The 26566-nt window shown below is 72.3% G+C and carries 27 protein-coding genes; 8 read left to right on the forward strand and 19 right to left on the reverse strand.

All coding sequences use genetic code 11. The features are described 5' to 3' along the window. Positions 1 to 4: 4 nt before the first annotated feature. A complete protein-coding gene (locus J2W45_RS00855) occupies positions 5 to 682 on the reverse strand; it encodes an endonuclease/exonuclease/phosphatase family protein (protein ID WP_310128190.1) in 678 nt (225 codons plus the stop codon). 153 nt (positions 683 to 835) lie between these two features. Between J2W45_RS00855 and ligD the strand changes: the two genes are divergently transcribed. Then, a complete protein-coding gene (ligD, locus tag J2W45_RS00860; protein ID WP_310128191.1) occupies positions 836 to 1855 on the forward strand; it encodes a non-homologous end-joining DNA ligase in 1020 nt (339 codons plus the stop codon). Positions 1856 to 1868: 13 nt separating this feature from the next. On the opposite strand, the gene J2W45_RS00865 is transcribed toward ligD, so the two are convergent. Both J2W45_RS00865 and J2W45_RS00870 read right to left on the reverse strand, forming a co-directional pair. Then, a complete protein-coding gene (locus J2W45_RS00865) occupies positions 1869 to 2573 on the reverse strand; it encodes a UdgX family uracil-DNA binding protein (protein ID WP_310128193.1) in 705 nt (234 codons plus the stop codon). Between the two features lie 728 nt (positions 2574 to 3301). After that, complete coding sequence (locus tag J2W45_RS00870) at positions 3302 to 4366, reverse strand: ATP-dependent DNA ligase (protein WP_310128195.1); 1065 nt, start codon at positions 4364 to 4366, stop codon at positions 3302 to 3304. A gap of 107 nt (positions 4367 to 4473) precedes the next feature. Here J2W45_RS00870 and J2W45_RS00875 point away from each other — a divergent pair, with 107 nt between their 5' ends. After that, the gene (locus tag J2W45_RS00875; RefSeq protein WP_310128197.1) at positions 4474 to 4920 is read left to right on the forward strand and encodes an SIP domain-containing protein; all 447 of its coding nucleotides are present in this window, start codon (positions 4474 to 4476) and stop codon (positions 4918 to 4920) included. Between the two features lie 38 nt (positions 4921 to 4958). Here the strand turns inward: J2W45_RS00875 and J2W45_RS00880 are convergent, their stop codons facing one another. From J2W45_RS00880 to J2W45_RS00910, 7 genes are all read right to left on the reverse strand, one after another. Continuing rightward, on the reverse strand, positions 4959 to 5804 hold the full coding sequence (locus tag J2W45_RS00880) for an SDR family NAD(P)-dependent oxidoreductase (protein WP_310128199.1): 846 nt from the start codon (positions 5802 to 5804) through the stop codon (positions 4959 to 4961). Beyond that, positions 5801 to 6181, reverse strand: a complete 381-nt coding sequence (locus J2W45_RS00885) for a Fe-S oxidoreductase (protein WP_310128200.1) — start codon at positions 6179 to 6181, stop codon at positions 5801 to 5803. The genes J2W45_RS00880 and J2W45_RS00885 overlap by 4 nt, the downstream gene beginning before the upstream one ends. Then, positions 6178 to 7629 (reverse strand): dihydrolipoyl dehydrogenase family protein, encoded by a 1452-nt coding sequence (locus tag J2W45_RS00890; RefSeq protein ID WP_310128203.1) that lies wholly within the window; start codon positions 7627 to 7629, stop codon positions 6178 to 6180. The genes J2W45_RS00885 and J2W45_RS00890 overlap by 4 nt, the downstream gene beginning before the upstream one ends. A gap of 77 nt (positions 7630 to 7706) precedes the next feature. After that, entirely contained in the window at positions 7707 to 8492 is a 786-nt protein-coding gene (locus J2W45_RS00895; protein WP_310128205.1) for a crotonase/enoyl-CoA hydratase family protein, read from the reverse strand. A gap of 10 nt (positions 8493 to 8502) precedes the next feature. Continuing rightward, positions 8503 to 9378, reverse strand: coding sequence for an arginase family protein (locus tag J2W45_RS00900; RefSeq protein WP_310128206.1), 876 nt, complete (start codon positions 9376 to 9378; stop codon positions 8503 to 8505). Next, positions 9375 to 10121: a PspA/IM30 family protein gene (locus J2W45_RS00905; protein ID WP_310128208.1), complete on the reverse strand. Its 747-nt coding sequence runs from the start codon at positions 10119 to 10121 to the stop codon at positions 9375 to 9377. Before J2W45_RS00905 ends, J2W45_RS00900 begins: the two co-directional genes overlap by 4 nt. 56 nt (positions 10122 to 10177) lie before the next feature. Next, complete coding sequence (locus J2W45_RS00910) at positions 10178 to 12235, reverse strand: TPM domain-containing protein (protein ID WP_310128210.1); 2058 nt, start codon at positions 12233 to 12235, stop codon at positions 10178 to 10180. Between the two features lie 146 nt (positions 12236 to 12381). On the opposite strand from J2W45_RS00910, the gene J2W45_RS00915 reads away from it, so the two are divergent. Then, a complete protein-coding gene (locus J2W45_RS00915; RefSeq protein WP_310128212.1) occupies positions 12382 to 13116 on the forward strand; it encodes a gamma-glutamyl-gamma-aminobutyrate hydrolase family protein in 735 nt (244 codons plus the stop codon). An 81-nt stretch (positions 13117 to 13197) separates the two neighbouring features. Here J2W45_RS00915 and J2W45_RS00920 read toward each other — a convergent pair whose 3' ends face one another. The 7 genes from J2W45_RS00920 to J2W45_RS00950 all read right to left on the reverse strand — a co-directional run bounded on the left by J2W45_RS00920 (position 13198) and on the right by J2W45_RS00950 (position 20700). Further along, positions 13198 to 13890, reverse strand: a complete 693-nt coding sequence (locus J2W45_RS00920) for a protein-L-isoaspartate(D-aspartate) O-methyltransferase (RefSeq protein ID WP_310128214.1) — start codon at positions 13888 to 13890, stop codon at positions 13198 to 13200. 88 nt (positions 13891 to 13978) lie between these two features. Further along, positions 13979 to 14992 (reverse strand): N-acetylglucosamine kinase, encoded by a 1014-nt coding sequence (locus tag J2W45_RS00925; protein WP_396427047.1) that lies wholly within the window; start codon positions 14990 to 14992, stop codon positions 13979 to 13981. Beyond that, positions 14989 to 16260: a 6-phospho-beta-glucosidase gene (locus J2W45_RS00930; protein ID WP_310128217.1), complete on the reverse strand. Its 1272-nt coding sequence runs from the start codon at positions 16258 to 16260 to the stop codon at positions 14989 to 14991. The genes J2W45_RS00925 and J2W45_RS00930 overlap by 4 nt, the downstream gene beginning before the upstream one ends. 3 nt (positions 16261 to 16263) lie before the next feature. After that, entirely contained in the window at positions 16264 to 17172 is a 909-nt protein-coding gene (locus J2W45_RS00935) for a carbohydrate ABC transporter permease (RefSeq protein ID WP_310128219.1), read from the reverse strand. Further along, a complete protein-coding gene (locus J2W45_RS00940; RefSeq protein ID WP_310128220.1) occupies positions 17169 to 18152 on the reverse strand; it encodes a carbohydrate ABC transporter permease in 984 nt (327 codons plus the stop codon). The genes J2W45_RS00935 and J2W45_RS00940 overlap by 4 nt, the downstream gene beginning before the upstream one ends. A 10-nt stretch (positions 18153 to 18162) precedes the next feature. Beyond that, positions 18163 to 19494: an ABC transporter substrate-binding protein gene (locus J2W45_RS00945; RefSeq protein WP_310128222.1), complete on the reverse strand. Its 1332-nt coding sequence runs from the start codon at positions 19492 to 19494 to the stop codon at positions 18163 to 18165. A gap of 60 nt (positions 19495 to 19554) precedes the next feature. Further along, positions 19555 to 20700, reverse strand: a complete 1146-nt coding sequence (locus J2W45_RS00950) for an ROK family transcriptional regulator (RefSeq protein ID WP_310128223.1) — start codon at positions 20698 to 20700, stop codon at positions 19555 to 19557. A gap of 156 nt (positions 20701 to 20856) precedes the next feature. Between J2W45_RS00950 and J2W45_RS00955 the strand changes: the two genes are divergently transcribed. After that, entirely contained in the window at positions 20857 to 21426 is a 570-nt protein-coding gene (locus J2W45_RS00955; protein ID WP_310128225.1) for a COG4315 family predicted lipoprotein, read from the forward strand. Positions 21427 to 21445: 19 nt separating this feature from the next. On the opposite strand, the gene J2W45_RS00960 is transcribed toward J2W45_RS00955, so the two are convergent. Further along, entirely contained in the window at positions 21446 to 22441 is a 996-nt protein-coding gene (locus J2W45_RS00960; RefSeq protein ID WP_310128226.1) for an SDR family oxidoreductase, read from the reverse strand. A gap of 141 nt (positions 22442 to 22582) precedes the next feature. On the opposite strand from J2W45_RS00960, the gene J2W45_RS00965 reads away from it, so the two are divergent. Both J2W45_RS00965 and J2W45_RS00970 read left to right on the forward strand, forming a co-directional pair. After that, positions 22583 to 23878 carry a mechanosensitive ion channel family protein gene (locus J2W45_RS00965; RefSeq protein WP_310128228.1) on the forward strand — a complete coding sequence of 432 codons (1296 nt, stop codon included), beginning with the start codon at positions 22583 to 22585 and terminating at the stop codon, positions 23876 to 23878. After that, complete coding sequence (locus tag J2W45_RS00970; RefSeq protein WP_310128230.1) at positions 23875 to 24333, forward strand: hypothetical protein; 459 nt, start codon at positions 23875 to 23877, stop codon at positions 24331 to 24333. Before J2W45_RS00965 ends, J2W45_RS00970 begins: the two co-directional genes overlap by 4 nt. A 60-nt stretch (positions 24334 to 24393) precedes the next feature. Here J2W45_RS00970 and J2W45_RS00975 read toward each other — a convergent pair whose 3' ends face one another. Further along, a complete protein-coding gene (locus J2W45_RS00975) occupies positions 24394 to 25119 on the reverse strand; it encodes an alpha/beta fold hydrolase (protein WP_310128232.1) in 726 nt (241 codons plus the stop codon). 354 nt (positions 25120 to 25473) lie between these two features. Here J2W45_RS00975 and J2W45_RS00980 point away from each other — a divergent pair, with 354 nt between their 5' ends. Next, positions 25474 to 26301: a type IV toxin-antitoxin system AbiEi family antitoxin domain-containing protein gene (locus J2W45_RS00980; RefSeq protein ID WP_310128234.1), complete on the forward strand. Its 828-nt coding sequence runs from the start codon at positions 25474 to 25476 to the stop codon at positions 26299 to 26301. A 4-nt stretch (positions 26302 to 26305) separates the two neighbouring features. Beyond that, the gene (locus J2W45_RS00985; protein WP_310128238.1) at positions 26306 to 26494 is read left to right on the forward strand and encodes a hypothetical protein; all 189 of its coding nucleotides are present in this window, start codon (positions 26306 to 26308) and stop codon (positions 26492 to 26494) included. Positions 26495 to 26566: the final 72 nt, after the last annotated feature.

Below are 26566 nucleotides of genomic sequence, written 5' to 3' on the forward strand. Positions count from 1 at the left end.
GGCGTCAGGCCGCGAGCTCGGCGTCCAGCCGGATCGGCCGGTGGTCCGAGGCGCCGGCGGGCAGCACATCCACCCGCTCGATCTCGAAACCGGTCGACGTGACGAAGTCGAAGTAGCCGGAGAAGAACTTGTAGCGCAGGTAGGTGGGCTCCGTCGTCCGCTTCAGCGTGTAGCCGGAGGTGGTGAGGTGCCGTTCGAGGCCGCGGATGAACCACGGGTAGTTGAAGTCGCCGACCATCACCGCGGGGGTCTCGGGGGAGAGGGACCGCATCCCGTCGTGCGCCGCGGCGATCTGCTTGCGGCGCAGCGAGTTGAGGGCGGTCAGCGGGGCGGCGTGGAACGAGCCGACCAGGATGTCCTCGCCGCTGTCGCGGTCGCGGAGGTGCACGGCCAGCAGACGCTCGTTGGCGGGCGCGAGCACCCGATCATGGAGCGACTTCTGCACGGCGAACACCTGAGTGTTCAGGATCTCGTAGCGCTCGTCGCGCACGTACACCGCGAGCCCGAGCCGGTTGGCCCGAGTGGTGTCCGCAAGCGCGAGGTGGTGCAGCCGTTGCGGGAGGGCTTCGCTGTCGCACTCCTGGAGGCACAGCACGTCGACGTCGTAGGCCTCGGCGATACCCGACAGCTCACCGCTCGCGGCGTGCTTGCGGAGGTTGTAGCTCACGATCCTCAGGGTCATGCACCTCTTCTCGACGTCCACCGTCGCGGGCAGGCGCATTCGCGCCTGCCCTGCCATTCTGTCCCACTCGCGGCTCGGCTCAAGCGACGCGACGGCATCCCACAAGGAATTCACATCACGGTCACCGTCGGTTCGGAGCGGTACGGTGGTCGCATGGCAGGCGACGCGGTCATCCTCACGGTTCCGGGACCCCAGGGCGACCGGGAGGTGCGCATCTCGAGTCCCGGCCGGGTGATCTTCCCGCAGGACGGCATCACGAAGCTGGATGTGGCGAAGTACCTGGTCGAGGTCGGCGAGGCGTTCGTCCGGGCGAACGGCGACCGGCCGGTCTCGCTGCAGCGCTTCCCCGACGGCATCGACGGGGAGCAGTTCTTCTCCAAGAACCCGCCGCGGGGCACGCCCGACTACGTGCGGTCGGTCCCCGTGGTCTACCCGAGCGCCCGGTCGCATCCCCAGCTCGTCATCGACGAACCGGCCGCCGCCGTCTGGGCCGCGCAGATGAACACCGTGGTGTTCCACCCGTGGCCGTCGCGCGCCGAGGACTCCGACAACCCGGACCAGCTGCGCATCGACCTCGACCCGCAGCCGGGCACCGGCTTCGCGGAGGCCGTCCCGGCCGCCATCGAACTGCGGGCCGTGCTGCAGGAGGCGGGGCTCACCGCGTTCATCAAGACCTCCGGCAACCGCGGCCTCCACGTCTTCGCGCCGATCGTCCCCGAGCGGGAGTTCCTGGATGTGCGGCACGCCGTGATCGCAGCGGCCCGCGAGCTGGAGCGCCGGATGCCCGACCGCGTCACCACGGCGTGGTGGAAGGAGGAGCGCGGCGAGCGGATCTTCGTCGACTTCAACCAGGCCAACCGCGACCGCACCATGGCCGGCGCCTACAGCCCCCGCGCGCTGCCGCACGCCCCGGTCTCGGCCCCGATCACGTGGGACGAACTGGAGCGGATCTCGCCCGAGCAGTTCACGATCCTGACGATGCCGGAGCGCCTCCGCACGACGGGAGACCCGTGGGAGTCGTTCGCTGCGGACCCCGGCCGGATCGACGAACTGCTCGGCTGGTGGGAGCGCGACCTGTCGAACGGGCTCGGCGAGCTGCCGTTCCCGCCCGACTACCCGAAGATGCCCGGCGAGCCGCCGCGCGTCCAGCCGAGCCGGGCGAAGAAGGCGTAGGGCGCGCGGGCGGTCAGTCGGCTGCGCGTTCGGCTGCGGCTTCGCCTGTCGCCTGTGCCGTGGCTTCGCCTGTCGCCCGTGCCGCCGCCCGGGCCGCCGCCCGGGCCGCCGTCTCGAGGTCGGCGACGAACGCGTCGTAGGCGGCGTCCCATCCCGGGTCGTCCCGCAGCCGCAGCAGCGCCGACGGGTGCGTGGTGACGAGGACCGAGCGGCCGTCCGCCTCTTGCAGCTTTCCGCGCTCCTCTCCGATGCGCACCGCGCGGCCCAGCACGCTGCGCCCGGCGGTCGCCCCCAGGCACACCACCACGCGCGGCCGCACCACGCCGAACTCCGCCTCCAGCCAGGGGTGGCAGGCCACGATGTTGCCGACCGCGGGCTTCTCGTGGATGCGGCGCTTGCCCTGCCGGTGGAAGCGGAAGTGCTTCACGGCGTTCGTCAGGTACACGTCGGTCCGCTGGATCCCGGCGTCGCCCAGCGCCTGATCCAGGATGCGGCCGGCCGGCCCGACGAACGGCTCGCCCTCGATGTCCTCTCGGTCGCCCGGCTGCTCGCCGACCAGCATCAGCGGAGTGCCCGCACGCCCGCTCGAGAATACGACCTGCGTGGCGTCCCGGTACAGCTCGCAACCGCGGCAGCCCGCCGCCGCGGCCCGCAGCGCCGGAAGGTCGCGCCCGGCCGGAAGGAACCGTTCGGCGCCCGGCCGCTCCTCGTCCGCCATGCCGGCCACGCAACCACGCCGCGCGCGGCTCCGCAATCGCCGCCCGCCCGCATCCGCCCCTCGCGCGCGCCGCTACCGTCGGAGATCCCCGCGCCTGCGTCGGAGATCGCGCGCGGATCGCCGCGATTCTCCCGCGGGAGAGCCTTGCGTCGGAGATGTGAGCGCTTTCCACCGACGATAGCTCGGCGCGGCCCATCCGCCCGTCGAGCGTCGGCTACCGTGCGCGTGCCTCGCAGGTCCGCGCCCGCTACCGTCGGAGATCCGCTCGCGTGCGTCGGAGATCCGGCGCGGATCGCCGCGATTCTCCCGCGAGAGAGCCTTGCGTCGGAGATGTGAGCGCTTTCCACCGACGATAGGTCGGTGCGGGCCTCCGCCTCTCGGGCTCTTGCTACCGTTCGCCTGCCTCGGAGATCCGTGCTCGCTACCGTGGGAGGTCCGCGCCCGCTGCCGTCGGAGATCCGTGCCCGCGCGTCGGAGTTTTAGCGCCGATCGCCGCGATTCTCCCGCGGGAGAGCCTTGCGTCGGAGATGTGAGCGCTTTCCACCGACGATAGGTCGGTGCGGCGGCTTGCGCCCCTCGGGCGCTCGCTACCGTCGGAGATCCGTGCTCGTGCGTCGGAGATCGCGCGCCGATCGCCGCGAATCTCCCGCGGGAGAGCGTTGCGTCGGAGATGTGAGCGCTTTCCACCGACGATAGGCCGGGCGGCTCGGAGCGGCGGCGGCCGCGGCTCAGGTCAGCACGTCGCCGAGGTCGTACGCGATCGGCCGGTCCAGCTGCTCGAACGTGCACGAGCGCGCCTCCCGGTCGGGACGCCAGCGCTCGAACTGGGCGGTGTGGCGGAACCGCATCCCCTCCATCTGGTCGTAGCGCACCTCCAGCACCCGCTCCGGCCGCAGCCGGACGAACGACACGTCCTTGCTGCCCGAGAAGCGGCTGCGGTCCGTCTCGCCGGTCATCGCCGCGCCGCTGTCGTCCCGCTCCACCAGCGGCTCCAGCTCGTCGATCAGGGCGAGCCGCTTGGCGTCGGTGAAGGCGGAGACGCCGCCCACGTTGCGCAGCTGGCCGTCGCCGTCGTAGAGCCCGACGAGCAGCGAGCCGACCCCGCGCCCGCTCGTGTGGATGCGGTAGCCGAGCGCCACGACGTCGGCGGTGCGGTGGTGCTTGATCTTCAGCATCGTCCGCTTGTTCGGGGCGTACGGTCCGGCGAGCGGCTTGGCGACCACGCCATCCAGCCCGGCGCCCTCGAACTCGACCAGCCAGCGCCGCGCCAGCTCGACATCCGTCGTGGTGCGGGTCAGCTCGATCGGCGCGGGCAGGTCGCCGGCGAACTCCTCCAGCGCGGCACGGCGCTCGCCGAACGGACGGTCGACGTACGACTCGTCGCCGATCGCGAGCAGGTCGAACGCGACGAATGTCGCGGGCGTCTGCTCGGCCAGCAGGTTCACGCGGCTCGCCGCCGGGTGGATGCGCTGCGACAGCGCCTCCCAGTCCAGCCGCTGACTGCCCGGTTCGCCGGTGGGCACCACGATCTCACCGTCGAGCACGCAGGGCGCGGGCAGGATGCGGCGAAACGCATCCACCAGCTCGGGGAAGTACCGGGTCAGCATCTTGGAGCCGCGGCTGCCGATCTCCACCGACTCCACCGCGCCGTCGCCCTCGGCGTACACGATGGCGCGGAAGCCGTCCCACTTCGGCTCGTAGCTGAGGCCGCCGGCGACGCTGTCGGGCTCCGGCACGGCGGGGACCGCCTTCGCGAGCATCGGGGCGATCGGGGACGAGGCGGAGGGTCGCATGCTCCGATCATGCCGCGAACCGCCACCCTCCGGAAGGGATGCGGTCACGCTGAGGATGCGCTCGGAGCCGGTGGATGTGAGGTAAGGCTTGCCTATACTGGACCACGATGTACCGTCCCGACCACGCCTCCCACACCGCCGCGACCGCGCATCATGACGACCGCGTGCAGTTCCTCGTCGTCGGCGACCAGACGTCGCTCACGCAGCTGGAGGCCGAGCTGGCCCTGCTGCCGCTGTGCGCCCGTGGACGCGTGTTCGTCGAGGTGGAGGACGCCGCCCAGGTCGCGCCGCTGGCGACTCCGATGCGGATGACGGTCACCTGGCTGACGCGGTCCGACCGCAGCGGTCGCCCCGGGACCGGGGAGCGCTGCGCCCGCGGTGAGGCCGCATCCCGTGCCGTCCGCGCCTGGTGCGCCGAGATGCTGTGCGACGGCCCGGGCGAGACCCGCGCCATCGTCACCGGCGGCTACGCCCTGGTGACGGAGGTGCGCGACCACCTCGTCGAGACGGTCGGCATGGCGCACGACGCCGTCGTGGCCCCCGCCCTGCGCTGACGCGCGCGACCCCTCGATCGCCGTCGGCCGGCCGGCAATCAGGCGGGCACGTCGAGCCCCACGAGCGTCTCCGTCACCGCCCAGAGGTCGCGGCCGAGTTGCGCGTTGCCCGCCTGCGGGTTGGTGCGCCCGTTGGCGTTGAGCCGGTCGAAGTACGTCCCGCTGGGCGCGCCCACCGGCGCGGGGCCGGCGAGCAGCAGCAGCGGCGCCGCGCCCGCCTGCACCGGGATGCCGAAGCTGCTGCGCGTGACCAGGTGGCCGAACCGGATCAGCGGCGACGAGTTGCCGAAGTTCGTGGCGATCGTGCCGGGATGGAACGAGTACGCCGTGACGCCGGTGCCGGTGAGCCGCTCCGCGAGCTCGGAGGCGAACAGGATGGTCGCCAGCTTGGCCGTGCCGTAGGCGCGCCAGCCGCCCTGCCACGGCCGGCGCTCCCAGTCGAGGTCGTCGACCCGGAGGTTGCCGAAGCGGTTCGCGAGGCTGGCGGTCGACACGACGCGGACGTCGCGCCCGGCCGCCGCCGTCTCCACCAGCCGGGGACGCAGCAGCGCGGTGAGCAGGAACGGCGCGAGATGGTTGGCCTGGATGGTGCGCTCGTGCCCGTCCGCCGTCAGCTCGCGGTCGTGGTACAGCCCGCCCGCGTTGTTGGCGAGCACGTCGATCGTGTCGTAGCGGTCGAGGAGCGCGGCGGCCAGCGCCCGCACGTCGTCGAGCCGTTCGAAGTCGGCGAGGAAGGGCGTCGCCCCGATCCGCTCCGCGACGGCGCGGGTCCGCTCCGGGTTGCGGCCGACGACAGCGACCTCGTCGCCGCCCGCCGACAGCTGCTCCGCGGCGACCTCGCCGATGCCGGAGCTCGCGCCCGTGATCACGACGGTCCGCGTCATCGGTAGCCGCCCTTCTCGAGGCCTGCCTCGATCTCGAACCGGTTGTGCAGCGGGTCGCGCCCCGCCACGAAGTAGAGCAGCGGGAACAGCATCCCGTAGCGCTGCCACTGCCGCTTGTGGACGGCCTCGTGCTCCAGCACGTCGTCCGTCACGTTGTGGTCGGTGAGGTAGACGCCGCCGACGCACGAGCCGCCGCGCCCGAAGGTGCGCCGGGGCATGCCGCGGAAGACGGTCAGCCCGGCCCGTCGCTCCACCCGGCCGGTGCTCCACAGGAAGCCCCAGGCGAGGCCTACGGCCGTGGCGTACAGGTAGCCCGCGCGGCTCACCGGGGAGTCGAGCAGCAGGATGCCGAGCGGCGTGCGGTCGAAGGCGGTCACTTCTCGGGCCGGCCGTACGTCTCGAGCAGGCGCAGCCAGACCTCGCTGATGGTGGGGTACGACGGCACCGCGTGCCACAGCCGGTCGAGCGGCACCTCGCCGACGACCGCGATCGTCGCCGAGTGCAGCAGCTCGCCGACGTCCTGACCGACGAACGTGACGCCGAGGACGACCTTCCGGTCCTCGTCCACCACCATGCGCGCCGTGCCCTCGTAGCCGTCCGCGACGACGTGCGCGCCCGACACGCTCCCGATCGGGTAGTCGACGACCCGGATGCGGTACCCGGCCTTCTCGGCGCGCTCGGCGGTCAGCCCCACGGACGCGACCTCCGGGTCGGTGAACGTCACCTGCGGCACCGCCTCGTGGTCCGCGGTCGCGACGAAGGCGCCCCACGGCTCCAGCGACACCTCGCGCCCGTGCGCGCGGGCGGCGATCGCGTCGCCGGCGGCCCGGGCTTGGTACTTGCCCTGGTGCGTGAGCAGGGCCCGGTGGTTGACGTCGCCGACGCCGTACAGCCAGCCGCCGTCGACCGGTTCGCCGTCGGCGCCGAGCACGCGCATGCTGTCGTCCACGTTCAGCCAGGCGCCGTCCTCCAGGCCGAAGGCGTCGAGGCCGATGCCGAAGGTGCGGGGCACGCGACCGGTCGCGACGAGGAACTCGTCGGTCTCCACGACCGTCCCGTCGTCGAGCTGTAGGCGGAATCCGTCGTCGTCCGTCCGCTCGACGCGCTCGGTCGCCTGGTCCAGGTGCAGCACGACACCGAGTTTCTTGAGGGAGGCGGCCACCAGCTCGCCCGCGAACGGCTCGTCGCCGCCGAGCAGCGAACCGCGCGCGATCAGGTGCACCTCGGTGCCGAAGCCGGCGTACGCCGTCGCCATCTCGGTGGCGACGACCCCGCCGCCGAGGATGGCGAGCGACACCGGCACGCGCTGTGCGCTCGTCGCCTCGCGGCTCGACCACGGCTCGCTCTCGCGGAGGCCCGGGATGTCGGGCATCAGGGCGGCGGAGCCGGTCGACACGGCGACCGCGTGCTTCGCCCGGAGCACGGTGACCGTGCCGTCCTCGGCGGTGACCGTCACCTCCTTCGGCGCGGTGATGACACCCCAACCGCGCACGAGGTCGATGCTGGCGCCGTTCAGCCACTCGACCTGGCCGTCGTCCTTCCAGTTGCTGGTCATGTCGTCGCGCCGCTTGAGCACGGCGGCGACGTCGAGCGGGCCGGTGACGGCCTCGCGGGCTCCGCCGACCTTCTGCGTCGCGCGCAGCAGGGCGCCGCTGCGCAGCAGCGTCTTCGACGGCATGCACGCCCAGTAGGAGCATTCGCCGCCGACCAGCTCGGATTCGACGATGACGGTGCGCATCCCGCCCTGCACGGCCCGGTCGGCGACGTTCTCGCCGATGGCGCCCGCGCCCATCACGATGACGTCGTAGTCCCTGATCTCGCTCATGCTCTCTCCTGCTCTGCGGGACGCCGCGGCGCCGTCCGCTCTCTGTCTGTTCGTCGTGCCGGGTGGAACGGATGGATTCAGCGGCCCACGAACCGGGCCTCCGTGCGCGTGAGGAACGCCTCCATCCCGACGCGGGCGTCCTCGCTGGCGACGAGCCGCACCAGGGTCGGCTGCAGCTCCGCTTCCGCTGCGGCGTCGCCGTCGCGCACCGCCCGCTTCGCGTTGGCGAGCGCGGCCTGCACGGCGAGGGGCGCCTGCGCGGCGATCCGCTCGGCCAGCTCGAGGGCGCGGTCGAACTGGGCGCCGTCGTCCACGACCTCCTGAACCAGCCCGATCCGGTGCGCCTCCTCGGCGTCGAACAGGTCGCCGGTGAGGATGTAGCGCATCGCATCGCCCCAGCCGACCGCCCGCGGGAAGCGGAGGGTCGCGCCGCCGAACGGCAGGATGCCGCGGGTCACCTCGATCTGGCCGAACCGCGTGCCGCGTGCAGCCACTGCGATGTCCGAGGCGAGGATCAGCTCGATCCCGAGTGTCAGACAGGTGCCCTGCACGGCGATGACCACGGGCTTGGTCAGCTGGCGGCCGGAGACCTGCCACGGGTCGACGCCGTCCGGACCGACGAACGAGAGCCCGTCGCGGCCGATGCGTGGCCCCAGGTCGGCGAGGTCGAGACCGGCCGTGAAGTGGTCTCCGACCGCGTGCACGAGTCCGACGCGCAGCTCCGGGTCGCGCTCCAGCTCGCCGTAGGCGTCCGCCAGCCGGCTGAGCAGCTCGAAGTCGGCGGCGTTGCGCTTGTCGGGGCGGTTCAGGCCGATCAGCAGGATGTGGCCGCGCCGCTCGGTCAGGATCTTGGGCTCGCTCATGTCTCCCACGCTAGCGGTCACCGTCCGCCCCGCCCGGCGCGCCGGTCGGCCCGGTGAGGGCACCCAGGATGCGCAGGATCACCGGCAGGTCGTGCCCGGCGGCGTCCGGCGTCTCCGGCGCGAACTCCATGAGCCCCGCGCCCGCGAGCTCGAACCGCCGCCGCAGCGCGCGGATCGTCTCGGTGAGCCGTTCCGGCTGCACCCCGAACGGCTCCGGCGAACCGATGCCCTCGATCGCGGAGGGGTCGAGCACGTCGAGGTCGATGTGGAGGTACACCGCGCTCGCGCCGGTGGCCGCGACCGCGTTCACGATCGTCTCCGGATCGTCGAGCTCGCCCGAGGCGACGACCCGGATGCCGTGCTCGTCCACGTAGGCGGACTCGCCGTCGTCGAGCGCTCGCGTGCCCGCCAGCACCAGCTGGGCCGGATCCAGCCGGTCCGCGCCGGTGGAGGCCAGCCCCTCCGGACCGTCGCCGAGGATCGCCCGCAGCACCATCCCGCAGAACGCGCCGGAGGGGGAGGACTCGACGTCGTTCAGGTCCCCGTGCGCGTCGAACCACACGACGGCGACGTCGCCGGGTGGATGCGCGGCCAGCGCGTGCTGCACCGCGGCGAGCTCGGCGCCGCAGTCGCCCCCGATCGTCACGACCGGCGCCTCCAGCAGCCCGAGCTCCGCCTGCGTCGCCTCACGGACGACGGCGAGGGAGGAGAACCGGTTCACGCCCGTCCCCAGCGACTCGCCCGCCGCAGCGGGCACCGGCACCTGGTGAGTGCGCGCGGTCGGGAGGTCGCCGCGGATGGCGTCGGCCCCGTCGATGAGGCGCATGGCGCGCGACGACCCGGAGCCCTGCCACTGCGGCACGACTAGGAACGAGGCCCCGCTCACCCCTGGGGACCCGACGTCACGGCCGCCTGCGCGCCACCGGACTTGAGGGCGGCGAGCCGTGCCTCCACCTCGGTCATCTCGCCGAGGTCGTCGAGCTGCTCGAACTGCGAGTCGAGGCTGGACGCCGCGAGCTCCTGGGCCCCGCGGACCTTGGCCTCCTCGCGGCGGATCTTCTCCTCGAAGCGGGAGACCTCGCTGGTCGGGTCCATGATGTCGACGCTCTTGACCGCATCGATCACCTGGGCCTGCGCCTGGGCGCTCTTGGCCCGCGCGATCAGCTCGGCGCGCTTGCTCTTCAGCTGCTCGAGCTTCTCCTTCATACCGTTCAGGCCGGTCTTGAGCTTCTCGACCACCTCGGTCTGGGCGGCGATCTGCGGCTCCGCCGCCTTCGCCTCGTTCTCGGCGGAGATCTGCCGCTGCAGCGCGACCTTGGCCAGGTTGTCGAACTTGTCGGCGTTGGCGGCATCCCCGGATGCCCGGTACTGGTCGGCCTGACGGCTGGCGGCCAGCGCCTTGTCGCCCCACTCGCTCGCCGCCTCCACGTCTTCGCGGTGGTCGTCCTCGAGCAGCCGCAGGTTGCCGATGGTCTCGGCGATGGCGCTCTCGGCGTCGGCGATGCTGTTCGTGAAGTCGCGGACCATCTGGTCCAGCATCTTCTCCGGGTCCTCCGCCTGGTCGAGGAGGGCGTTGATGTTCGCCCGCATCAACTGCGAGATCCGCCCGAAGATGGACTGTTTCGCCATGTGCTCTTCCTTTCGCTCCCGCCCCCGATGGGCGCTCGTTCCGTGTCTTCCGGTGGTCAGAACCGTCCGCCGCCGCGCCGGCTGCGCGTGCCGCCGCCGCCGAAGCTGCCGGCGCTGAAGCCGCCGCCTCCGCCGCCGAAGCCGCCTCCGCCGCCCCAGCCGCCGCCTCCGCCGCCCATCCCGCCGCGCAGCACCGAGTCGATGAGGATGCCGCCGAGGATCGCGCCCATGGCGCCGCCGCCTCCGCCCCGCGAAGTGCCGCCGCCGAAGACGTCGCCGAGGCCGCCGGGCATGCCGCCGCCGGTCGGGAACCCGCCGACGTCCTGCTGCGCGAGCTGAGTCGCCTCGTCCGCGAGCTGCGCGGCGCGTTGCGCGAGCGCCAGGGCGGACACGGCATCGGTGGCCGCCGTCTGCTCGGCCTGCACGACCAGGCGCCCGGCTTCCGCGAGGCGGGTGCGCGCATCGGGGCCCACCGCGCCGCGGCGTGCCGTGATGAAGTCCTCGCACGCGGAGACGCGGGCCTTGGCGGTGAGCAGGGTCTGCTGCAGTGCCGACTGGGCGCGCTGCGCCTGGGCACGCGCATCTCGCACGCCCTGGAGTACCGCGTCGATGGAGCGGTTGGCGCCGTCGAGGCGCTGGGCGAGCTCGAGCGGGTTCACCCGCCCGGCCGCAAGCTTGGCCTTCACGTCGTCCACGGTCGCCTCGGTGCCGGCGACCGCCGCGGCGATCGTCCCGCCCGGGTCGCTCGACGCCGCCAGCGCGCGTGCCTCGGCCAGGTCGCTGGTCAGCTCGGAGAGCGTGCCGTCGAGGGACTGCTGCGCCGCCGCGAGGTCCGCGCCGAGCCGGTCGACCGCGTCGAGCAGCAGGCCGGCCTGGTCCGCCGACTCCTCGGCCGCTCTCACGCCGACCGCCGCGGCTCCTGCGTCGCCGGCCGTCGCCTTCTGCGCAGCGCCGGCGAGCGCCGTGTCGGTGAAGTCGAGGCGCTGCTCCGCCTGCTCGACGTTGTCGTGCACCGTCGCGAGCGACGCCTCGGTGTAGCGCTGGGCGAGACCGTCGAGCGTCGCCCGGGTGGTCGCGAGGCGCTGCCGCAGAGCGGCCGCCTGCGTCTGGATCTCGGAGGTCGCCTGCGGGATGCGCTTCTCGAGCGCCCGCAGCTCGTCGAACGCGTCGGCCTGCGCGTCGAGCGCCTGGTTGGCGGCGGTGCACAGCTGCACGATGTGGATGTTCCACTCGCGCCGCTGCTCGTCCGTGTCGGGTTCCGCGTCGTCCAGCCGCTGCTTGAGGGTGAAGGCTTCGCGCAGCTGCGCCTTCGCGCCGTCGAGCGCGGCCTGGAACGGCACCACCGCATCCGCCCCGTACTGCGCGGTGGCGAAGCCGAGCTCGTCCTCGCTCGTGCGGATCGCGTCGTCCGTCTGCACCAGCGCGGACCCGGCTCGGCGTTCGAGCTCGTCCAGCGGGATGCTCTGCAGCTCGCTCTGCGGCGTGGTCGGACCTGCGGCGGCCTGCTTCTTGCGCGAACCGCGCGAGCGCACCAGCACGAAGATCACGACGCCGACGATGACGATGCCGATCAGGAACACCCAGAAGAAGATGGCGCCGCCGCCGCCACCACCGCCGCTTCCGCCTCCTCCGACGGCGTCGCCCAGCCCGGTGGCCGCGGCGACACCCGCGCCCGCCCAGTCGTTCGCGTGCAGCTTCGGCTCGATGTCCTCCTGCTCGATGCGGTCGAGCTGGTCCGCGCTCACCGGGCCGGCGTCGTCGCCCGACAGGTAGTAGGTGCGGCCGTCGGTCGCCACCGCGAGCAGGTAGTCCCGCTGGCCGAGTCCGTTCTTCGCCGCGGTCTCGTTCGCCCAATCGGCGGCCTCGGTCGGATCGGTGAACTCGGGCACGTAGACGACGTAGAGGTCGATGCGGTGGTCGTCGTACAGCTTCTGCGCGGCGTCCGCGACGCGCTGCTCCTCGGATCCGCTGAGCACGTTCGACTGATCGACGACGTGGCTCGGCCCGAGGTCCACCGGTTCGGCCGCCAGCGCGGGGGAGGCCGCGCCCGCGAGCGGAGCGGCGACGAGACCCAGCACAAGGAGGGACCGGGTCAGCAGACGTCGCACGCGCATCCACCCACTCTCTCGGGTCCGGCTGATACTCCGCCGAGTCTATGCGGGCTCCCGGACGCTGTCACTGTTTCCGCCTGTTACGGGCACCCGTGCGCTCAGCCCGGCGGGCTGCTGGGATGGAGGAACCCGGTCGAGAGGAGTCGCGCATGTCCGACGCACCCGCCCTCGCCGTCGTCGAGGCGACGCGCGACCGCTCACACGACCCCGCGTACCACGACTACGTCCAGCTGCTGGTCGGCAACGTCATCGCCGAGGCGGAGGCGCAGGGCTGGGCGGTCACCCGGCTGGCGGCCGACCATGGCGCCGACGCGCTGCTCGCCGACACCGCCCGTGCGGACGCCGTCGTCATCGTCGGCGGGGAGGACATCCACCCCGACTTCTACGGCGGACCCACCGGCTACCCGAACGAGTCGCGGCACCTGCCCGCGGCGGACGCCGCCCAGATCGCGCTGGTGCACGCCGCCCTCGTGCGGCGCACGCCGCTGCTCGGGATCTGCCGCGGCCTGCAGATCGTGAACGTCGCGCTGGGCGGGACGCTCGTGCAGGACCTCGGCGAGGAGTGCGGTCACGTGAACCGCGGCGTGCCCATCCCGCAGGTGCTCACGACCCACACCGCCCACGCCGAGCCCGGCACCCGCATCGCCGGGCTGCTCGGCGAGCAGCCGATCGAGGTGCGCAGCGCCCACCACCAGGCGGTCGACCTGCTCGGCGCGGGACTCGTCGTGTCGGCACGGTCGCACGACGGCCACGTGGAGGCGGTGGAGCACCGGGATGCGCCGGTGCTGGCCGTGCAGTGGCACCCGGAGGACGTCGCCGCGCCGTGCGGGCAGCTCCGGAGCCTGCTGGGCGGCCTGAGCCAGCGCGTGCCCGTCGCGGCCTGACCCCGTCGGCCCGGCCGCGCCTCGTCGGCCCGGCCGCGCCTCGCGTGGCGTCGCCTCGCACTGCCTCGCTGCGTCGCGTCGTCAGCCGGACGCGGGCCACCCCTGGTCGCCGATCAGCGGCACGAACGCGACGGCCCCGAGGTTGGTCTCGTGCAGCTCCCCGTCCTTCCGCAGCGTGTACGCGGCGAGGTGCTGGGCGCGCCCCGGCCGCCCGACCGGCATGACGATGCGTCCGCCGGGTCGCAGCTGCGCCGGCCATGCGGGCGGCACCGACGGGCCGGTGGCCGCCGCGACGATCGCGTCGTACGGCGCGCTGGCGGGCCAGCCCAGCGTCCCGTCGCCGGTGACGACCTCGACCCGGTAGCCGAGCGCCTCCAGCGTCGCCGCCGCCTCCACCGCGAGTCCGGGATGCCGCTCGATGCTGACCACACGATGGGCCAGCTCGGCGGCGACCGCCGCGGCGTACCCGGAGCCCGTCCCGACGTCGAGCACGGCGTCCTCCGGCCTGATCCGGGCGGCCTGCAGCATCAGGGCGACGATGTACGGCTGCGAGATCGTCTGTCCCTCGCCGATCGGCATCGGGTGGTCCTCGTAGGCGTACGGCGCCGCGGCGGGCTCGACGAAGAGGTGCCGCGGCACGCGTCTCATCGCGTCGAGGACGCGCTGGTCCTCGATCCCGCGGGCGGCGAGCTGCTGCTCGACCATGCGCGCGCGTTCGGTGAGGTGGTCGTACTGCGTGCGGCTATTGAACCACCACGGCCGGTCCGCCCGCACCGCCCGCGTCCATCGAGGGGTCGCAACACGCCGTTATCCGCCGCGCATGACGGCGTGTTGCGCCCCCTCGTTGCCGCCCGGGCCGCCGTCAGGCGCCGGGGACCGGCACGACGGCGGCGGGCCGCCCCTCCAGCGCGCTGCGCGCCGCGTCCACCGCCGACGGGTCCGCGCCCGCCGATTCGAGGGCGAGCAGCGCGGCGCCGAGGATGGGCGCGGCCGTGACCAGCTCCATCCGCGCCGCCGGGGCGCCCTCGGCGAGCAGCCGCTCGATCGTGCCGAGCAGCCGCTCGTCCCGCCCGCCGATGACCCCGCCGCCGAGCACCACCGGCACCGGCCGGTCGAGCAGGTCGAGACGGCGCAGCGTGGTGATCGCCATCGTGGCGATCTCCTCCGCCTGCTCGTCGACGAGGCCGAGGGCGACGGCGTCGCCGTCGCGGGCGCAGGCGAACACGGTGGGGGCCAGCCGCGCCAGCCCGCTGCTCGGAAGGCGGCCGAAGTGGAGCGCCTCGATCACCTCCTGCACGCTGCCGAGCCCGAGAGCGGCCGGTACGGCCTCGGCGAGTGCCGTCGGGCCGCCGCGGCCGTCCACCGCCCGCGCCGCGTACCAGAGGGCGCGCTCGCCGAGGTGCCAGCCGCCGCCCCAGTCGCCGGAGATGGTGCCGAGCGACGGATAGCGCACCACCCGGCCGTCGGAACGGACGCCGATGCAGTTGATGCCGGTCCCGCAGACGACGGCCACGGCGTCGGGTTCGCCCGTGCCCGCGCGCAGCAGGGCGAAGAGGTCGTTCTCGACCGTCGCGCCCGCCCATGGCGTGTGCGCGATCGCGGCGCGGAACTCCGCGAGCTCGGCCGGGAGGTCGAGCCCGGAGAGGTACAGGTTGACGGCGGCCAAGGGTCGCGGGCCGGTCCTTTCGAGCAGGCTGCCGATCAGGCCGGAGACGAGGTCCGCCGCCGCGTCCATCCCGATCGCGTGCGGGCTCGATGTACCCGCCCGCGCCTCGGCGACGACGGTGCCGTCGAGCTCGAGCGCGACCGCATCCGTCTTCGAACCGCCGCCGTCGACCGCGACGACCAGCGGCGCCTCCTCGGAGCGACCGCTCACTGCGCCCATGCCAGGTGCTCCCGGTTGTGCGCGATCAGCAGGTCGGTGAGCCGCTCCGCCCGGTCGTACTGCCCGACGAGTGGATGCGCGAGCATCGCGCGCCGCACGCGGTCGCGGCCGCCGTGCACGGCCGCGTCGAGAGCGAGGCGCTCGTAGCCGGCGACGTGCGCCACCAGGGCGGCGTGGTCGGCCGGCAGCGGGTCGACGGGCCGCGCCGTCACGCCCCGGGCGTCGACCGTGGCCGGGACTTCGATGACGTGGTCGTCGGGGAGGAACGGCAGCGTGCCGTCGTTGCGCAGGTTCACGACCTGCACGTCGCCCCGGTCGCCGGTGAGCGACGCGATCAGGTCGACGGCCGCCTCCGAATAGAAGGCGCCGCCGCGCTGCGCCAGCTGCTCCGGCTTGGTGTCGACCGCCGGGTCGCCGTACAGCTCCAGCAGCTCGCGCTCGACGCGCTGCACGGCCTCCGCGCGCGTCGGCGCATCCCGCTGCTCGCGCAGCACCTCGTCGTGCGCGTAGTAGTAGCGCAGGTAGTAGCTGGGCACGTCGCCGAGCAGCCGGAGCAGGGAGGCGGGCAGCTCGACCTCGCCGGCCAGCTGCTCCAGACGCTCGCCCAGCAGCTCGGGCAGGACATCGCGCGTGCCGTCGCCGTCGCGCACGAGCACCGAGCGCTCCCAGGTCAGGTGGTTGAGCCCGACGTGGCCGAGCTCGACCTGCGCGGGCTCCAGCCCCAGCATCCCGGCGAACCGGCGCTGGAAGCCGATGGCCACGTTGCACAGCCCGACCGCGCGGTGGCCCTCCTGCAGCAGCGCTCGGGTGACGATGCCCACGGGGTTGGTGAAGTCGACGATCCAGGCGTCGGGCTTGGCGTGCCTGCGCACCTCCTCGGCCACGCGCAGCACGACCGGGACGGTCCGCAGCGCCTTCGCGAACCCGCCGGGGCCCGTCGTCTCCTGGCCGATGCAGCCGCACTCGTGCGGCCAGGTCTCGTCCCCGTGCCGTGCGGCCTGGCCGCCGACGCGCAGCTGAAGCAGCACCACGTCCGCATCCGCCACCCCGGCCACCAGGTCCGGGGTCGGAACGATGCGTCCGGGATGCCCGGCGGCGCGGAACATCCGCTGGCTCATGCCGCCGACCAGGCGCAGCCGCTCGGGGTCGGGGTCGACGAGCCAAAACTCCTCGATCGGGAGCACGGCCCGCAGCCGGGCGAACCCGTCGATGAGCTCGGGGGTGTAGGTGGAGCCGCCTCCGACGACCGTCAGTTTCACGAGTTATCCCTTCACGCCGGTGAGTGTGATGCCCTCCACGAAGACGCGTTGGGCGAAGAAGAAGATGAGGACGACGGGCACGGTGACCAGCATCGTCATCGCCATGGTGAGCCCCCAGTCGGTGCCGTGCACGCCGCGGAACGACGCCAGCCCGTACGCGACGGGCCACGAGGCCGGATTCTCCGAGGTGTACAGCAGCGGACCGTAGTAGTCGTTCCAGGAGGCGAAGAACATGAAGATGGCGGTCGCCGCGATGCCCGGCTTCGCCATCGGCAGCACCACCCGCCAGAGCACGCCGAACTCGCCGTTCCCGTCGATGCGCGCCGCATCCGGGTACTCGCTCGGGATCGTCAGGAAGAACTGCCGCAGCAGGAAGATCGAGAACGCGTCGCCCAGCAGGTTCGGCAGGATGAGCGGCCACAGCGTGCCCGTCAGCCCGAGCTGCGACCACAGCACGTAGATCGGGATCGCCGTCACCTGCGGGGGCAGCAGCATCGCGATGATGATCACGGTGAACAGCACACCCGACCCGCGGAAGCGGATCTTCGCCAGCGCGTAGGCGGCCGGGACGCTCGACACCAGCATGAACACGGTCGCGAGCACCGCGTACATCGCCGAGTTCGCGAACCACTGCGCGAGCGGCACGGTCGTGAACACCTTCACGTAGTTGTCCCAGTGGAACGGCTGCGGCCAGAGCGACGCCGTCAGCGTCTGCTCGCTCGACATCACCGACGTCAGGAACACGAACACGACCGGAGCGATGAACAGCACCGCGAGCACGACGAGAGCCACGTGCTCGGCGATCCACGCCAGGATGCGGCGGGCGCGCGACGAGCGCGGCGTCGGGATGCGGCGGGACGGCGGCGGCGCGCTGGCCGCGGTCGTGCCGGGGGAGAGGGTTGCGGAGGTCATTGGGCGCCTTCCGGGGTGAACGCCTTGAAGCGGCGCAGCAGCAGGACGAGGATGACGGCGGCGACCACGAACAGCAGCACCGCGAGCGCCGAGGCGTAGCCGAGCTGGTACGTGCCGAAGCCGCGGACGTACAGCCACTGCGTGTAGGTGAGCAGCGAGCCCCCGGGGTAGCCGAGGTTGGCCGAGATGCCCTGGCCGACCACGGCCTTGCCCGACGCCACGGAGGATGCGACCGCCGCCTCCGTGAAGTACTGGATGGCCGCGATCACCCCCGTGACCGCCGCGAACAGCAGCACCGGCGAGATCGACGGCATCGTCACGTAGCGCACCTTCTGCAGGCCGTTCGCCCCGTCGAGGGAGGCGGCCTCGTACTGCTCGCGCGGCACATCCAGCAGCGCGGCCAGGAAGATGATCATGATGTCGCCCATCACCCAGATGCCGAGCAGCACCAGTGACGGCTTCGACCAGGCGGGGTCGTTGAACCACAGCGGTCCCTGGATGCCGAACCAGGACAGCACCAGGTTCACCGGGCCGGTGCCCGGGTTGAACAGGAACACGAAGGCCACCACGCTCGCCACCGGCGGCACGAGGGCGGGCAGGTAGAACACGGTCCGCCAGATCCCGGATGCGCGGCGCGCCCGCGCCAGGAGGCCCGCGATCAGCAGTGCGAACGCCGTCTTCACCGGCACCCAGATCACGACGAACCACAGCGTGTTCAGCGTCGCGAGCCACACGTTCGGGTCCTGGGTGAACAGGTACTCGTAGTTCCGCAGGCCGATCCACTGGGGTGCGGAGATCAGATCGAAGCGCGTGAAGGAGTAGTAGATCGACGCGATCAGCGGATAGACGAAGAAGATCAGCAGACCGAGCAGCGCCGGCGCCAGGAGCGCCAGCGTCACCAGGTTCCGGCGGCGCCGTGCGGAGGATCGTCGTGCGGGGCGGGCGGCGACCCGCCCCGCACGGTCGATGGTGGCGGTCATCGTGTGAGGCTCACGGTCCCGTGCTCAGGGCGAGCGCGTCGTCGATCTGCTTGTCGACCGCCGCGAGCCCGGCGTCGAGGTCGCCGCCCTGGCTCTGGTACTTGTTCCACCAGTCCTCGAACGACTGCTGGTAGCCGGCGCCGAGCGGGCTGGCGGGCGTGGTCTGCACGTTCTTGTCCGACGCGATGTCGAGGAACGTCTTGTACTGCTCCGACACCTGCAGGTCCGGCGAGTTCAGCGCGTCGGACGTCGTCGGCACGTTCTTCAGACCGTTCGCGAGCTTCACCACGGCCCCGGTGTCGGTCGTCAGGTACTTGAGCAGCGTCCAGGCCAGCTCCGGCTCCTTGGAGCCCTTGGAGATGCCGATGATGTTGCCCGTGATGTAGCCGCCGCCGTAGAGGTCGGTGTGTCCGTCGGCCGTCGGGAACGGCGCGGTGCCGTAGTGCAGGTCCTTCGCCTGGTCGTCGATGAACGCCGTGCGGTACTCGCCGTCGAGGTTCATCGCCACCTGACCGGTCTGGAACGCGTTGTCGGCCGAGAACTCCTGACCGAGCCCGGAGGTGAAGGTGTTGAGCTTGTCCCAGCCGATCTTGTCGACGAACGCCTTCTGCCAGGTGATCAGCTCCTTCCAGCCGTCGCTGGAGCCGATCGCGCTGGTGCCGTCGGACTTCAGCCACTCGGCGCCCGCCGCCGGCCCGTAGTGGGCGGCCGAGTTCTCGTACCAGCCCATGGTCGGGTTGAAGCCGAGCGTCTTGATGGAGCCGTCCGGCTTGAAGGTGGTCAGCTTCTCGGCCATCGACTCCAGCTCGCCGAGCGTCTTCGGCGGCGCGGTGTACCCGGCGGCCTTCAGCAGGTCGGTGTTGTAGTACAGGCCGTACACGTCGGCGAGCATGGGCATCGCGCAGCGGGTGCCCTTGTACTCGGTGTACGACTTCACCGTCGGCGAGAACTGGTCCATATCGACGTGGTCGCGCTCGATCACCTTGTTGAGGCTGCGGAACGCGCCGTTCGAGCAGAAGTTGCCGACGATGTCGGTCGAGTACGAGAGGCCGACGTCGACCTTGCTGCCCGTGGCGATGGCCTTCTGCAGCTTCTCGTCGTCCTGGCCGGAGTGCACGTCGACCTTGATCTTCGGGTATTTCTTCTCGAAGTCGTCGACGACCGACTGGATGACCTTCGCCTCGCGGTCGGAGAAGAAGTGCCAGAACGAGACGGTGCCGCTCAGGTCCTTCGGGGCGGTGTCGCTGAAGTTCGCGCCGCCCGACCCTCCGGAGCATCCGGAGAGGGCGAGCGCGGCGGCTGCGGTGATCGCGGCCGCTGCGACGAGATGACGGTGTTTCACGGGTGTGGCTCCCTCACTGTTGGTGGTGCGGGTGGATGGTGCAGGGCAGGACGCGGGACGCTACGGTGCGATCCGCGACACTTCGGCGAACAGGGCGTCGCGCACATCGCCGACGAGGTGCTCCCGGGCTCCGCGGAGCACGGGGTGGGCGGCGACGCCGGTGGCGACGACGCTGCGGTCGCCCCAGGAGGGGCGGAGCTCGGCGGTGACGAGCTCGGCGAGGCGCGGTCCGCCGGCGAGGCCGGTCGCGCCGCCGAGCACCACGAGCTCGGGGTCGAGGAGGGCGAGCACCGGCACGACGCCGACGGCGACGCGACGCGCCAGCTCGCCCAGGAAGCGCTCGCGCGCCGGGTCGTCGCCCTCGAACCGCGCGGTCAGGCCGTGGCCGGCCGCGAGCCGTGCCACCGCCGGGCCTCCGATGAGGTCCTGCAGGTCGCGCGCCTCCGGGTCGAGGTCGGCCGCGGAGCGGGGGATGGGCAGGTAGCCGATCTCACCGGCCCCGCCCGAAGCGCCGCGGTGGATGCTGCCGCCCTGGTCGACGGAGAGGCCGAGGCCTTCGTCCATCCAGAGCAGCGCGAATCCGCCGGTGTCCCGGCCCGCGCCGTCGGTCCGCTCGGCCAGGGCGGCCAGGTTCACGTCGTTGTCGATGTGGACGGCGATGCCCAGCGCGTCCGCGAGGCGCCGGCGGATGCCCTGCTTGGGCCATCCGGGGAGTGTCTCGATGTAGGTCAGCTCGTCCGTGCGGGGGTCCAGCGCGCCCTGTACGCCGATGCAGACGGCGCCGACGCGCTGGGCGTCCGCTCCCGACGCCTCGCAGGCAGCGTCGATCGCCGTCCGGATGTCGTCCTCCGGGGTTCGCGCGGCGAGCGGGGTGACGGCGATCGGCCGCTCCGCGCCCGCGGCGTCGACGACGGTCGAGCGGATGGCCTCCGCGTCGATGTCGACGGCGACGCCGAGCATCCGGTCGGTGCGCACCGCGTAACTGGCCGCGTTCGGGCCGCGCCCGCCGGAGACCTCCCCGACGACGTGGATGAGGCCGGCGGTCTCCAGCCGCGCCACCATCTGGGCGGCGGTGGGCTTCGAGAGCCCGGAGAGCTCGCCGATGCGCGTGCGGGTGAGGACGCCGTGCTCGAGCAGCAGCGACAGCGCGGTGCGGTCGTTGGTCTCGCGCAGCCACCCGGGGGTGCCCCGAACCGGTCCGGCCATCCTCATCCCTTCGTTGGAACGATGTTCTCGGGTGAATGTATCAGGAAAGTTTCTTTATAGTAAAGCTCTTGTTTCTCGGACCGCCTGACTTTTTTCTCAGACGGTGAACCTCCGGCACCGCGGGCAGCGTGCACCAGGTGGAAGGGAACATCCATCATGAGAAGCACCGTTTCACCCTCGCGCATCGCCGCCCTGGCCGCCGGAGCGGCCGCCGTCCTCCTCGCGCTCGCCGCCTGCTCGTCCCCGGGGGGAGGGGTCTACGCGCCGCCCAGCGGTTCGGGATCGTCGTCCTCATCCAGCTCAAGCGGCTCCGGGACGGCCGCCGGGTCGAGCGCCCTCAAGACCGGCACGACGACGCTCGGCACCGTGGTCGTCGACGGGGCCGGCCTCACCGCCTACGTCTTCGACAAGGACACCGCGAACTCGGGCAAGAGCGTCTGCACCGGCGCCTGCGCGGCGCAATGGCCCGCCATCGAGACCAGCAGCGACCACCCGACGGTGTCCGGGGTCACCGGCACGGTGGGCACCATCACCGGCGTCGACGGCAAGAAGCAGGTGACGCTCGACGGCTGGCCGCTGTACACCTTCGCCGGCGACTCCTCCGCGGGAGACGTGACCGGCCAGGGCCTCGGCGGCATCTGGTGGGCGGTCGCGCCGGACGGCACGAAGATCACGTCGTCCTCGTCGTCACCGTCCTCCACCTCGGGGAGCGGCTACACGAAGTGATGAGCGCCTGCGCGGTCGGTCAGCCGAGCGCGCGGGCGTGCTCCACCAGGCGGTCGAACGCCGCATCCAGGTCCGGGTCGACGCGCTGGCGGTCGGCGTCCTCGAGGTACCACTCCACGATCTCGCCGGCCCCGCGCGCGAACGGCACCCTGGCCCGGAAGCCCGGCACGAGCGCCTTCACCTTGCTGTTGTCGAAGTGCATGGAGTGCGCCTTGTCGCCCAGCAGCCCGGGGCCGACATCCGGGATCACCCGCGCGATGGACTCGCTCGCCACGTGCACCAGTTCGGCCTCGACGCCGAGCGCCTCCGCGAGATCGCAGTAGATCTGGTCCCACGTCGGAGCCTCGTCGCCCGTGATGTGAAACGTGTCGCCGACGGCCTCCGGCAGCCCGAGCAGCCCGACGAAGCCGACCGCGAAGTCGGTGTTGTGGGTGATCGTCCAGCGGCTCGTGCCGTCGCCGTGCACCACGACCGGCGCGCCGCGGCGCATCCGCTCCAGATCGGTCCAGCTCCCGCTCGTCGGGATCATCGTGCGGTCGTAGGTGTGCGACGGGCGCACGATCGTGACGGGGAAGCCGCGGTCGCGGTACGCCTCCACGAGCAGGTCCTCGCACGCGATCTTGTCGCGGGAGTACTGCCAGAACGGATTGCGCAGAGGCGTGGACTCGGTCACCGGCACCCGCGCCGGCGGCTTCTGGTACGCCGACGCCGAGCTGATGAACACGAACTGCCCGACGCGCCCCTCGAACAGGTCGAAGTCGGTCCGCACGTGGTCCGGCGTGAACGCGAGGAACTCCGCGGCGACGTCGAAGCTGCGCTCGCCGAGCACGCGGTGCACGCTCTCGGGGTCCCGGACATCGGCGTGCAGCACCTCCACGCCGTCGGGGAGCGGACGCGTGGAGCTGTTGCCCCGGTTCACCACCGTGACCTCGTGACCCTGCTCGAGCGCCTCCGCGACGCACGCCGAGCTGATCACGCCCGTCCCGCCGATGAAGAGTGTCCGTGTCGCTGCCATTCCCGCTCCTTACGCGCTGGTCGGGACCTGCCCCGACTGCACAGGCTAGTCCCGGTTCGTGGCGCTCGCGAGATCGGACAGGAGTGGGATGCGGCGCGTACACTGCATCGCGAATCCCGACCGTGAGGAGCCCGCCCACCCGTGTCCGCCCTGCGCACCTGGCCCGGCCTGGCCGTCGCCTGCCTGCTCGCCGTCATCCTCGCGGTGGTCGTCACGGCCGTCCTCGCTCTGATCCTGCGGGGCATCGGGCGGCACCAGCAGTGGCCGGCCGTCCTGATCCGGCGGGCGCGCATCCCGTTCCGGCTGTTCCTGCTGGTGATCGTGCTCTGGATCGCCGTGGCCATCAGCCTGCCGCCGGAGACGACGTCGGCGTGGCGCGACGGCATCCGGCACACGTTCCTGATCCTGGCCATCGCGACGGGGGTGTGGTTCGCCGCGGCGCTCGTCATCTTCGTCGAAGACCTGGGCCTCGCCCGGTACCGGCTCGACGTGCCCGACAACCGCTACGCGCGGCGCGTGCGGACGCAGGTGCTCATCCTGCGCCGTCTCACCGTGGTCGCAGCGGTCGTCATCGGTCTCGGCGCCATCCTGCTCACCTTCCCGGCGCTGCAGGCGGCGGGCGCGAGCCTGCTCGCGTCAGCCGGGGTCGTCGGCATCATCGCCGGTGTCGCCGCCCAGTCGAGCCTCGCGAACCTGTTCGCCGGCATCCAGCTCGCGTTCTCCGACGCCATCCGCATCGACGACGTGGTCGTCGTCGAGGAGCAGTGGGGCACGATCGAGGAGATCACGCTCACCTACGTGGTCGTGCACGTCTGGGACGACCGCCGCCTCGTGCTCCCGTCCACCTACTTCACGACCAAGCCGTTCGAGAACTGGACCCGCCAGCACAGCGAGCTGCTCGGCTCCGTCGAGTTCGACCTCGACTGGCGCGTCTCCACCGGAGGGATGCGCGCCGAGCTGAACCGCATCCTCGCGACCACCGACCTCTGGGACCACCGCACCGGCGTCCTCCAGGTCACCGACGCCGTCGGCGGGTGGGTGCGCGTCCGCGTGCTCGTCACCGCGAAGGATGCGCCGACCCTCTTCGACCTGCGCTGCCTCATCCGCGAACGCCTGATCGACTGGATGCAGCGCTACTCGCCGCTCTCCCTCCCGCGCCAGCGCATCGAGCTCACCGAGGAGCCGGTGCCGAACGAGCGCCCACCGCGCGTCCGCACCGAGGAGGAGGGCCGGCTGTTCAGCGGATCGCCGGACGGCGAGCAGCGGGCGCAGCAGTTCACGGACGCCATCCCCGTGATCCGCGAGCTGGACGGGGAGCCGGTCCCGGCGTCGCCGGTGCCCGGCGAGACGCCCACGGCGACGACACCGGCAGCGACAGCACCAACAGCGACAGCACCGACAGCGACACCGACAACGCCACCGAAGGAGAACCGATGACCGAATCCGGCGAGTCCCGCGAGTCCCGGGCCGACGGGCCCGACGAGCAGCACCGGCGCCCCGACGGACTCGACGACGCCACCGTGGATGCGCTGGGCACCCTGTCCGAGGCGCTGGAGGTGGTGGAGCACGCGCGCGGCCTGCTCTACGGCTTCCACCGCCTCACCGGCAAGGCCGACCTGACGCTCGGTGACGCCGTCGACAAGCTGCGCGAGGCCGGGCACACCGACCTCGCCGACCGCATCGAACGCGAACTGCTCGGCCGCAACGTCATCGAGGGACGCTGGACCTTCCAGATCGTCGAGGACTTCGACGACGGCTACTACGCGCTGTTCCGCGACCTGGAGCGCGCTGCCCGCGACGAACTCGCCGCGGGACGCCGCCACCTCTTCGAGGCCGAGATGAAAGAGGAGCGGCGCACCCACGGCGAGCCGGGTCACGAAGCGCGGCCCTGACGTCCGCGCTGGCGTTCGGGCCGGCGCGGCCCCTGTTGGACCGGCGCGCGTTCCTGCCGGTCAGGAGATGGATTCGACCGCCGCGACGATCGCGCCCGTCGCCACATCCGGTGCCGAGAGCATCGACACGTGGCTGGACGGCGTCTCCACGATCGTGGCGTCGGCGCGCTCGGCCATCCGGCGCTGCAGGGCCGGCGGGATCACCCGGTCCTCCGTCCCGACGACCGCCCACACGGGACGGCTCTGCCAGGCCGGGACCGGCGCCGGCGTCGTGTTCGCCGCCAACGCGATGGGCCGCTGGCCCGCCGCGATCTGGTCGCGCGCCTCCTCGGAGAGATCCTGGGCGAAGAACTGGTGGACGGTCGACGGCTTCAGGTAGGCGTCCGCATCCCCTTCCGGCGCGCCCGGGTAGCCGACGATGTCGAGCACCGTCGTCGGGTCGGGAACATCGAGCGCCGAGCCGGACCCGCCGAGCAGCCCGAACACGGTCTCGCCCTCGTCGGGCAGGAACGCGTCGATGTAGACGAGGGCGCGCACGTCACCGCCGTTCAGCCCGGCCGCGCTGATGACCGCGCCTCCATACGAGTGCCCGACCAGCACCACGGGACCCTGGGTCCGCTGCGCGACGAAGGAGGCGACGTAGGCGCCGTCTCCCGCTGCGCCGCGCAGCAGGTTCGGCGGCGCGAGCACCTCGAAGCCGCGGTCGCGCAGGTCGGTGATGACGGGGTTCCAGCTGGACGCGTCGGCCCAGGCTCCGTGGACGAGGACGATGGTGGGGTTCGGCATGGCGCTCCTTGGTTCGGTTTCGTTCGGTTTTCGTTCGGTGCTGTGAACGGGTTCGATGACGCTCCGGGAACGCCGCCAGGCTAGGGTCCGCCCCTCCGCCGCGTCTACCCCCGCGCCGCGCCCGCGCCGCCGCGCGGCGCCGCGCCGTGTGCCCCTCGCCGTCTCCTACCGTCGGAGATCTGCCACCGATCGTCGGAGATCCAGGCCATTTCGCCCCAAATCTCCCTCCGCAGAGCGTTCCGTCGGAGATTTGAGCACCTTTCTCCTCCGTTCCACAGCCACGGCCCGCGACCGGTTCTCCACAGATTCGCTCCCCGAGCGCCGCGCCAGCCGCGCCCCCGCGAGGCTGGACCCATGATCGACGAACACCTCCTCCAGCGCCTCGGCGGAATCGCCACCACCCACCAGTTGCGAGCCGCCGGCGCCTCCTCTCCGGAGCTCACCGCCGCGGTCGCCGACGGCCGGCTTCATCGCCTCCGCAAGGGCATCTACGTCGCACCGTCGGCGCCGCCGCTGGCGGTGGCGGCCGTCACCGCGCGCGGGCGGCTCTCCTGCGTCTCGGCGGCCCGCACCTACGGTCTCTGGTCGGGCACCGACACCCGGCTGCATCTGCAGCATCCGCCCAACGCCCGGGCCGGCCCGGCCGTCGCGGCGGTGCGGCATTGGCTGCCGACCGAGCACGACGAGCAGCTGTGGCGGGTGACCTTCGCCGACTGCTTGCGCTCCGTCGCGCGGTGCGCCGACCGGGAGACCGCCATCGCGGTCTTCGACACCGCCATCTCAGCGGGGCTGACGACGCCGCTCGCGATTCCCCGCATCCTGGAGAGACAGCCGGCGCGGGTGACGAGTCTCGCCGCGCTCGCGCGACCGGGTTCCGAGTCCGGCGTGGAGTCGCTTGTCCGACAACGGCTGCACGCTCTCGGCCACCTCGTCGAACAGCAGGTGCACGTTGCCGGAGTCGGCCGCGTCGACATGCGCGTCGACGGCGTGCTCTTCCTCGAGATCGACGGTTTCGCGTTCCACAGCGACCGGCAGTCGTTCGAACGGGACCGGGCTCGGGATGCGGTGCTCGCGCGCCAGGGCTCCGCCCGGCTCCGCGTCTCGGCCGCCCAGGTCATGGAGGACTGGCCGACAGTGCTCGCGTCCATCCGTTCCCTGCTCCGACCGGCTGCGCTACCGTGACGGGATGCCGACCCTTCCGGAACGCATCGTCAACGCCTCGTGCGCGACGGCTCCGCCGAGCGGGCAGGAGTGCAACGACACGGTCGCGCTGACGGTGGCTGTGCCCTGGTGGGTGACCCTGCTGGTGTTCGCCGCTGGGCTGCTGATCGTGGCGGTGGCGGTGTACTTCGGCACGCGCAGCCCGAAGAACTGAACAGCGGTCCCCGCTCCCATCCGCGTGCAGCGGCACTCGGCGAACTCACAGGAACACCGGGACCATCCCGGG

This window comes from Leifsonia shinshuensis, from assembly GCF_031456835.1.
Lineage (GTDB): Bacteria > Actinomycetota > Actinomycetes > Actinomycetales > Microbacteriaceae > Leifsonia > Leifsonia shinshuensis_C.

Coding starts and splice junctions, on each gene's coding strand:
- J2W45_RS00960 (WP_310128226.1), bottom strand. CDS start 22,441: ATGGCAGCGACACGGACACTCTTCATCGGCGGGACGGGCGTGATCAGC.
- J2W45_RS00880 (WP_310128199.1), bottom strand. CDS start 5,804: ATGACGCGGACCGTCGTGATCACGGGCGCGAGCTCCGGCATCGGCGAG.
- J2W45_RS00985 (WP_310128238.1), top strand. CDS start 26,306: ATGCCGACCCTTCCGGAACGCATCGTCAACGCCTCGTGCGCGACGGCT.
- J2W45_RS00905 (WP_310128208.1), bottom strand. CDS start 10,121: ATGGCGAAACAGTCCATCTTCGGGCGGATCTCGCAGTTGATGCGGGCG.
- J2W45_RS00895 (WP_310128205.1), bottom strand. CDS start 8,492: ATGAGCGAGCCCAAGATCCTGACCGAGCGGCGCGGCCACATCCTGCTG.
- J2W45_RS00970 (WP_310128230.1), top strand. CDS start 23,875: ATGACCGAATCCGGCGAGTCCCGCGAGTCCCGGGCCGACGGGCCCGAC.
- J2W45_RS00975 (WP_310128232.1), bottom strand. CDS start 25,119: ATGCCGAACCCCACCATCGTCCTCGTCCACGGAGCCTGGGCCGACGCG.
- J2W45_RS00875 (WP_310128197.1), top strand. CDS start 4,474: ATGTACCGTCCCGACCACGCCTCCCACACCGCCGCGACCGCGCATCAT.
- J2W45_RS00935 (WP_310128219.1), bottom strand. CDS start 17,172: ATGACCTCCGCAACCCTCTCCCCCGGCACGACCGCGGCCAGCGCGCCG.
- J2W45_RS00870 (WP_310128195.1), bottom strand. CDS start 4,366: ATGCGACCCTCCGCCTCGTCCCCGATCGCCCCGATGCTCGCGAAGGCG.
- J2W45_RS00950 (WP_310128223.1), bottom strand. CDS start 20,700: ATGGCCGGACCGGTTCGGGGCACCCCCGGGTGGCTGCGCGAGACCAAC.
- J2W45_RS00855 (WP_310128190.1), bottom strand. CDS start 682: ATGACCCTGAGGATCGTGAGCTACAACCTCCGCAAGCACGCCGCGAGC.
- J2W45_RS00910 (WP_310128210.1), bottom strand. CDS start 12,235: ATGCGCGTGCGACGTCTGCTGACCCGGTCCCTCCTTGTGCTGGGTCTC.
- J2W45_RS00940 (WP_310128220.1), bottom strand. CDS start 18,152: ATGACCGCCACCATCGACCGTGCGGGGCGGGTCGCCGCCCGCCCCGCA.
- J2W45_RS00955 (WP_310128225.1), top strand. CDS start 20,857: ATGAGAAGCACCGTTTCACCCTCGCGCATCGCCGCCCTGGCCGCCGGA.
- ligD (WP_310128191.1), top strand. CDS start 836: ATGGCAGGCGACGCGGTCATCCTCACGGTTCCGGGACCCCAGGGCGAC.
- J2W45_RS00890 (WP_310128203.1), bottom strand. CDS start 7,629: ATGAGCGAGATCAGGGACTACGACGTCATCGTGATGGGCGCGGGCGCC.
- J2W45_RS00980 (WP_310128234.1), top strand. CDS start 25,474: ATGATCGACGAACACCTCCTCCAGCGCCTCGGCGGAATCGCCACCACC.
- J2W45_RS00915 (WP_310128212.1), top strand. CDS start 12,382: ATGTCCGACGCACCCGCCCTCGCCGTCGTCGAGGCGACGCGCGACCGC.
- J2W45_RS00865 (WP_310128193.1), bottom strand. CDS start 2,573: ATGGCGGACGAGGAGCGGCCGGGCGCCGAACGGTTCCTTCCGGCCGGG.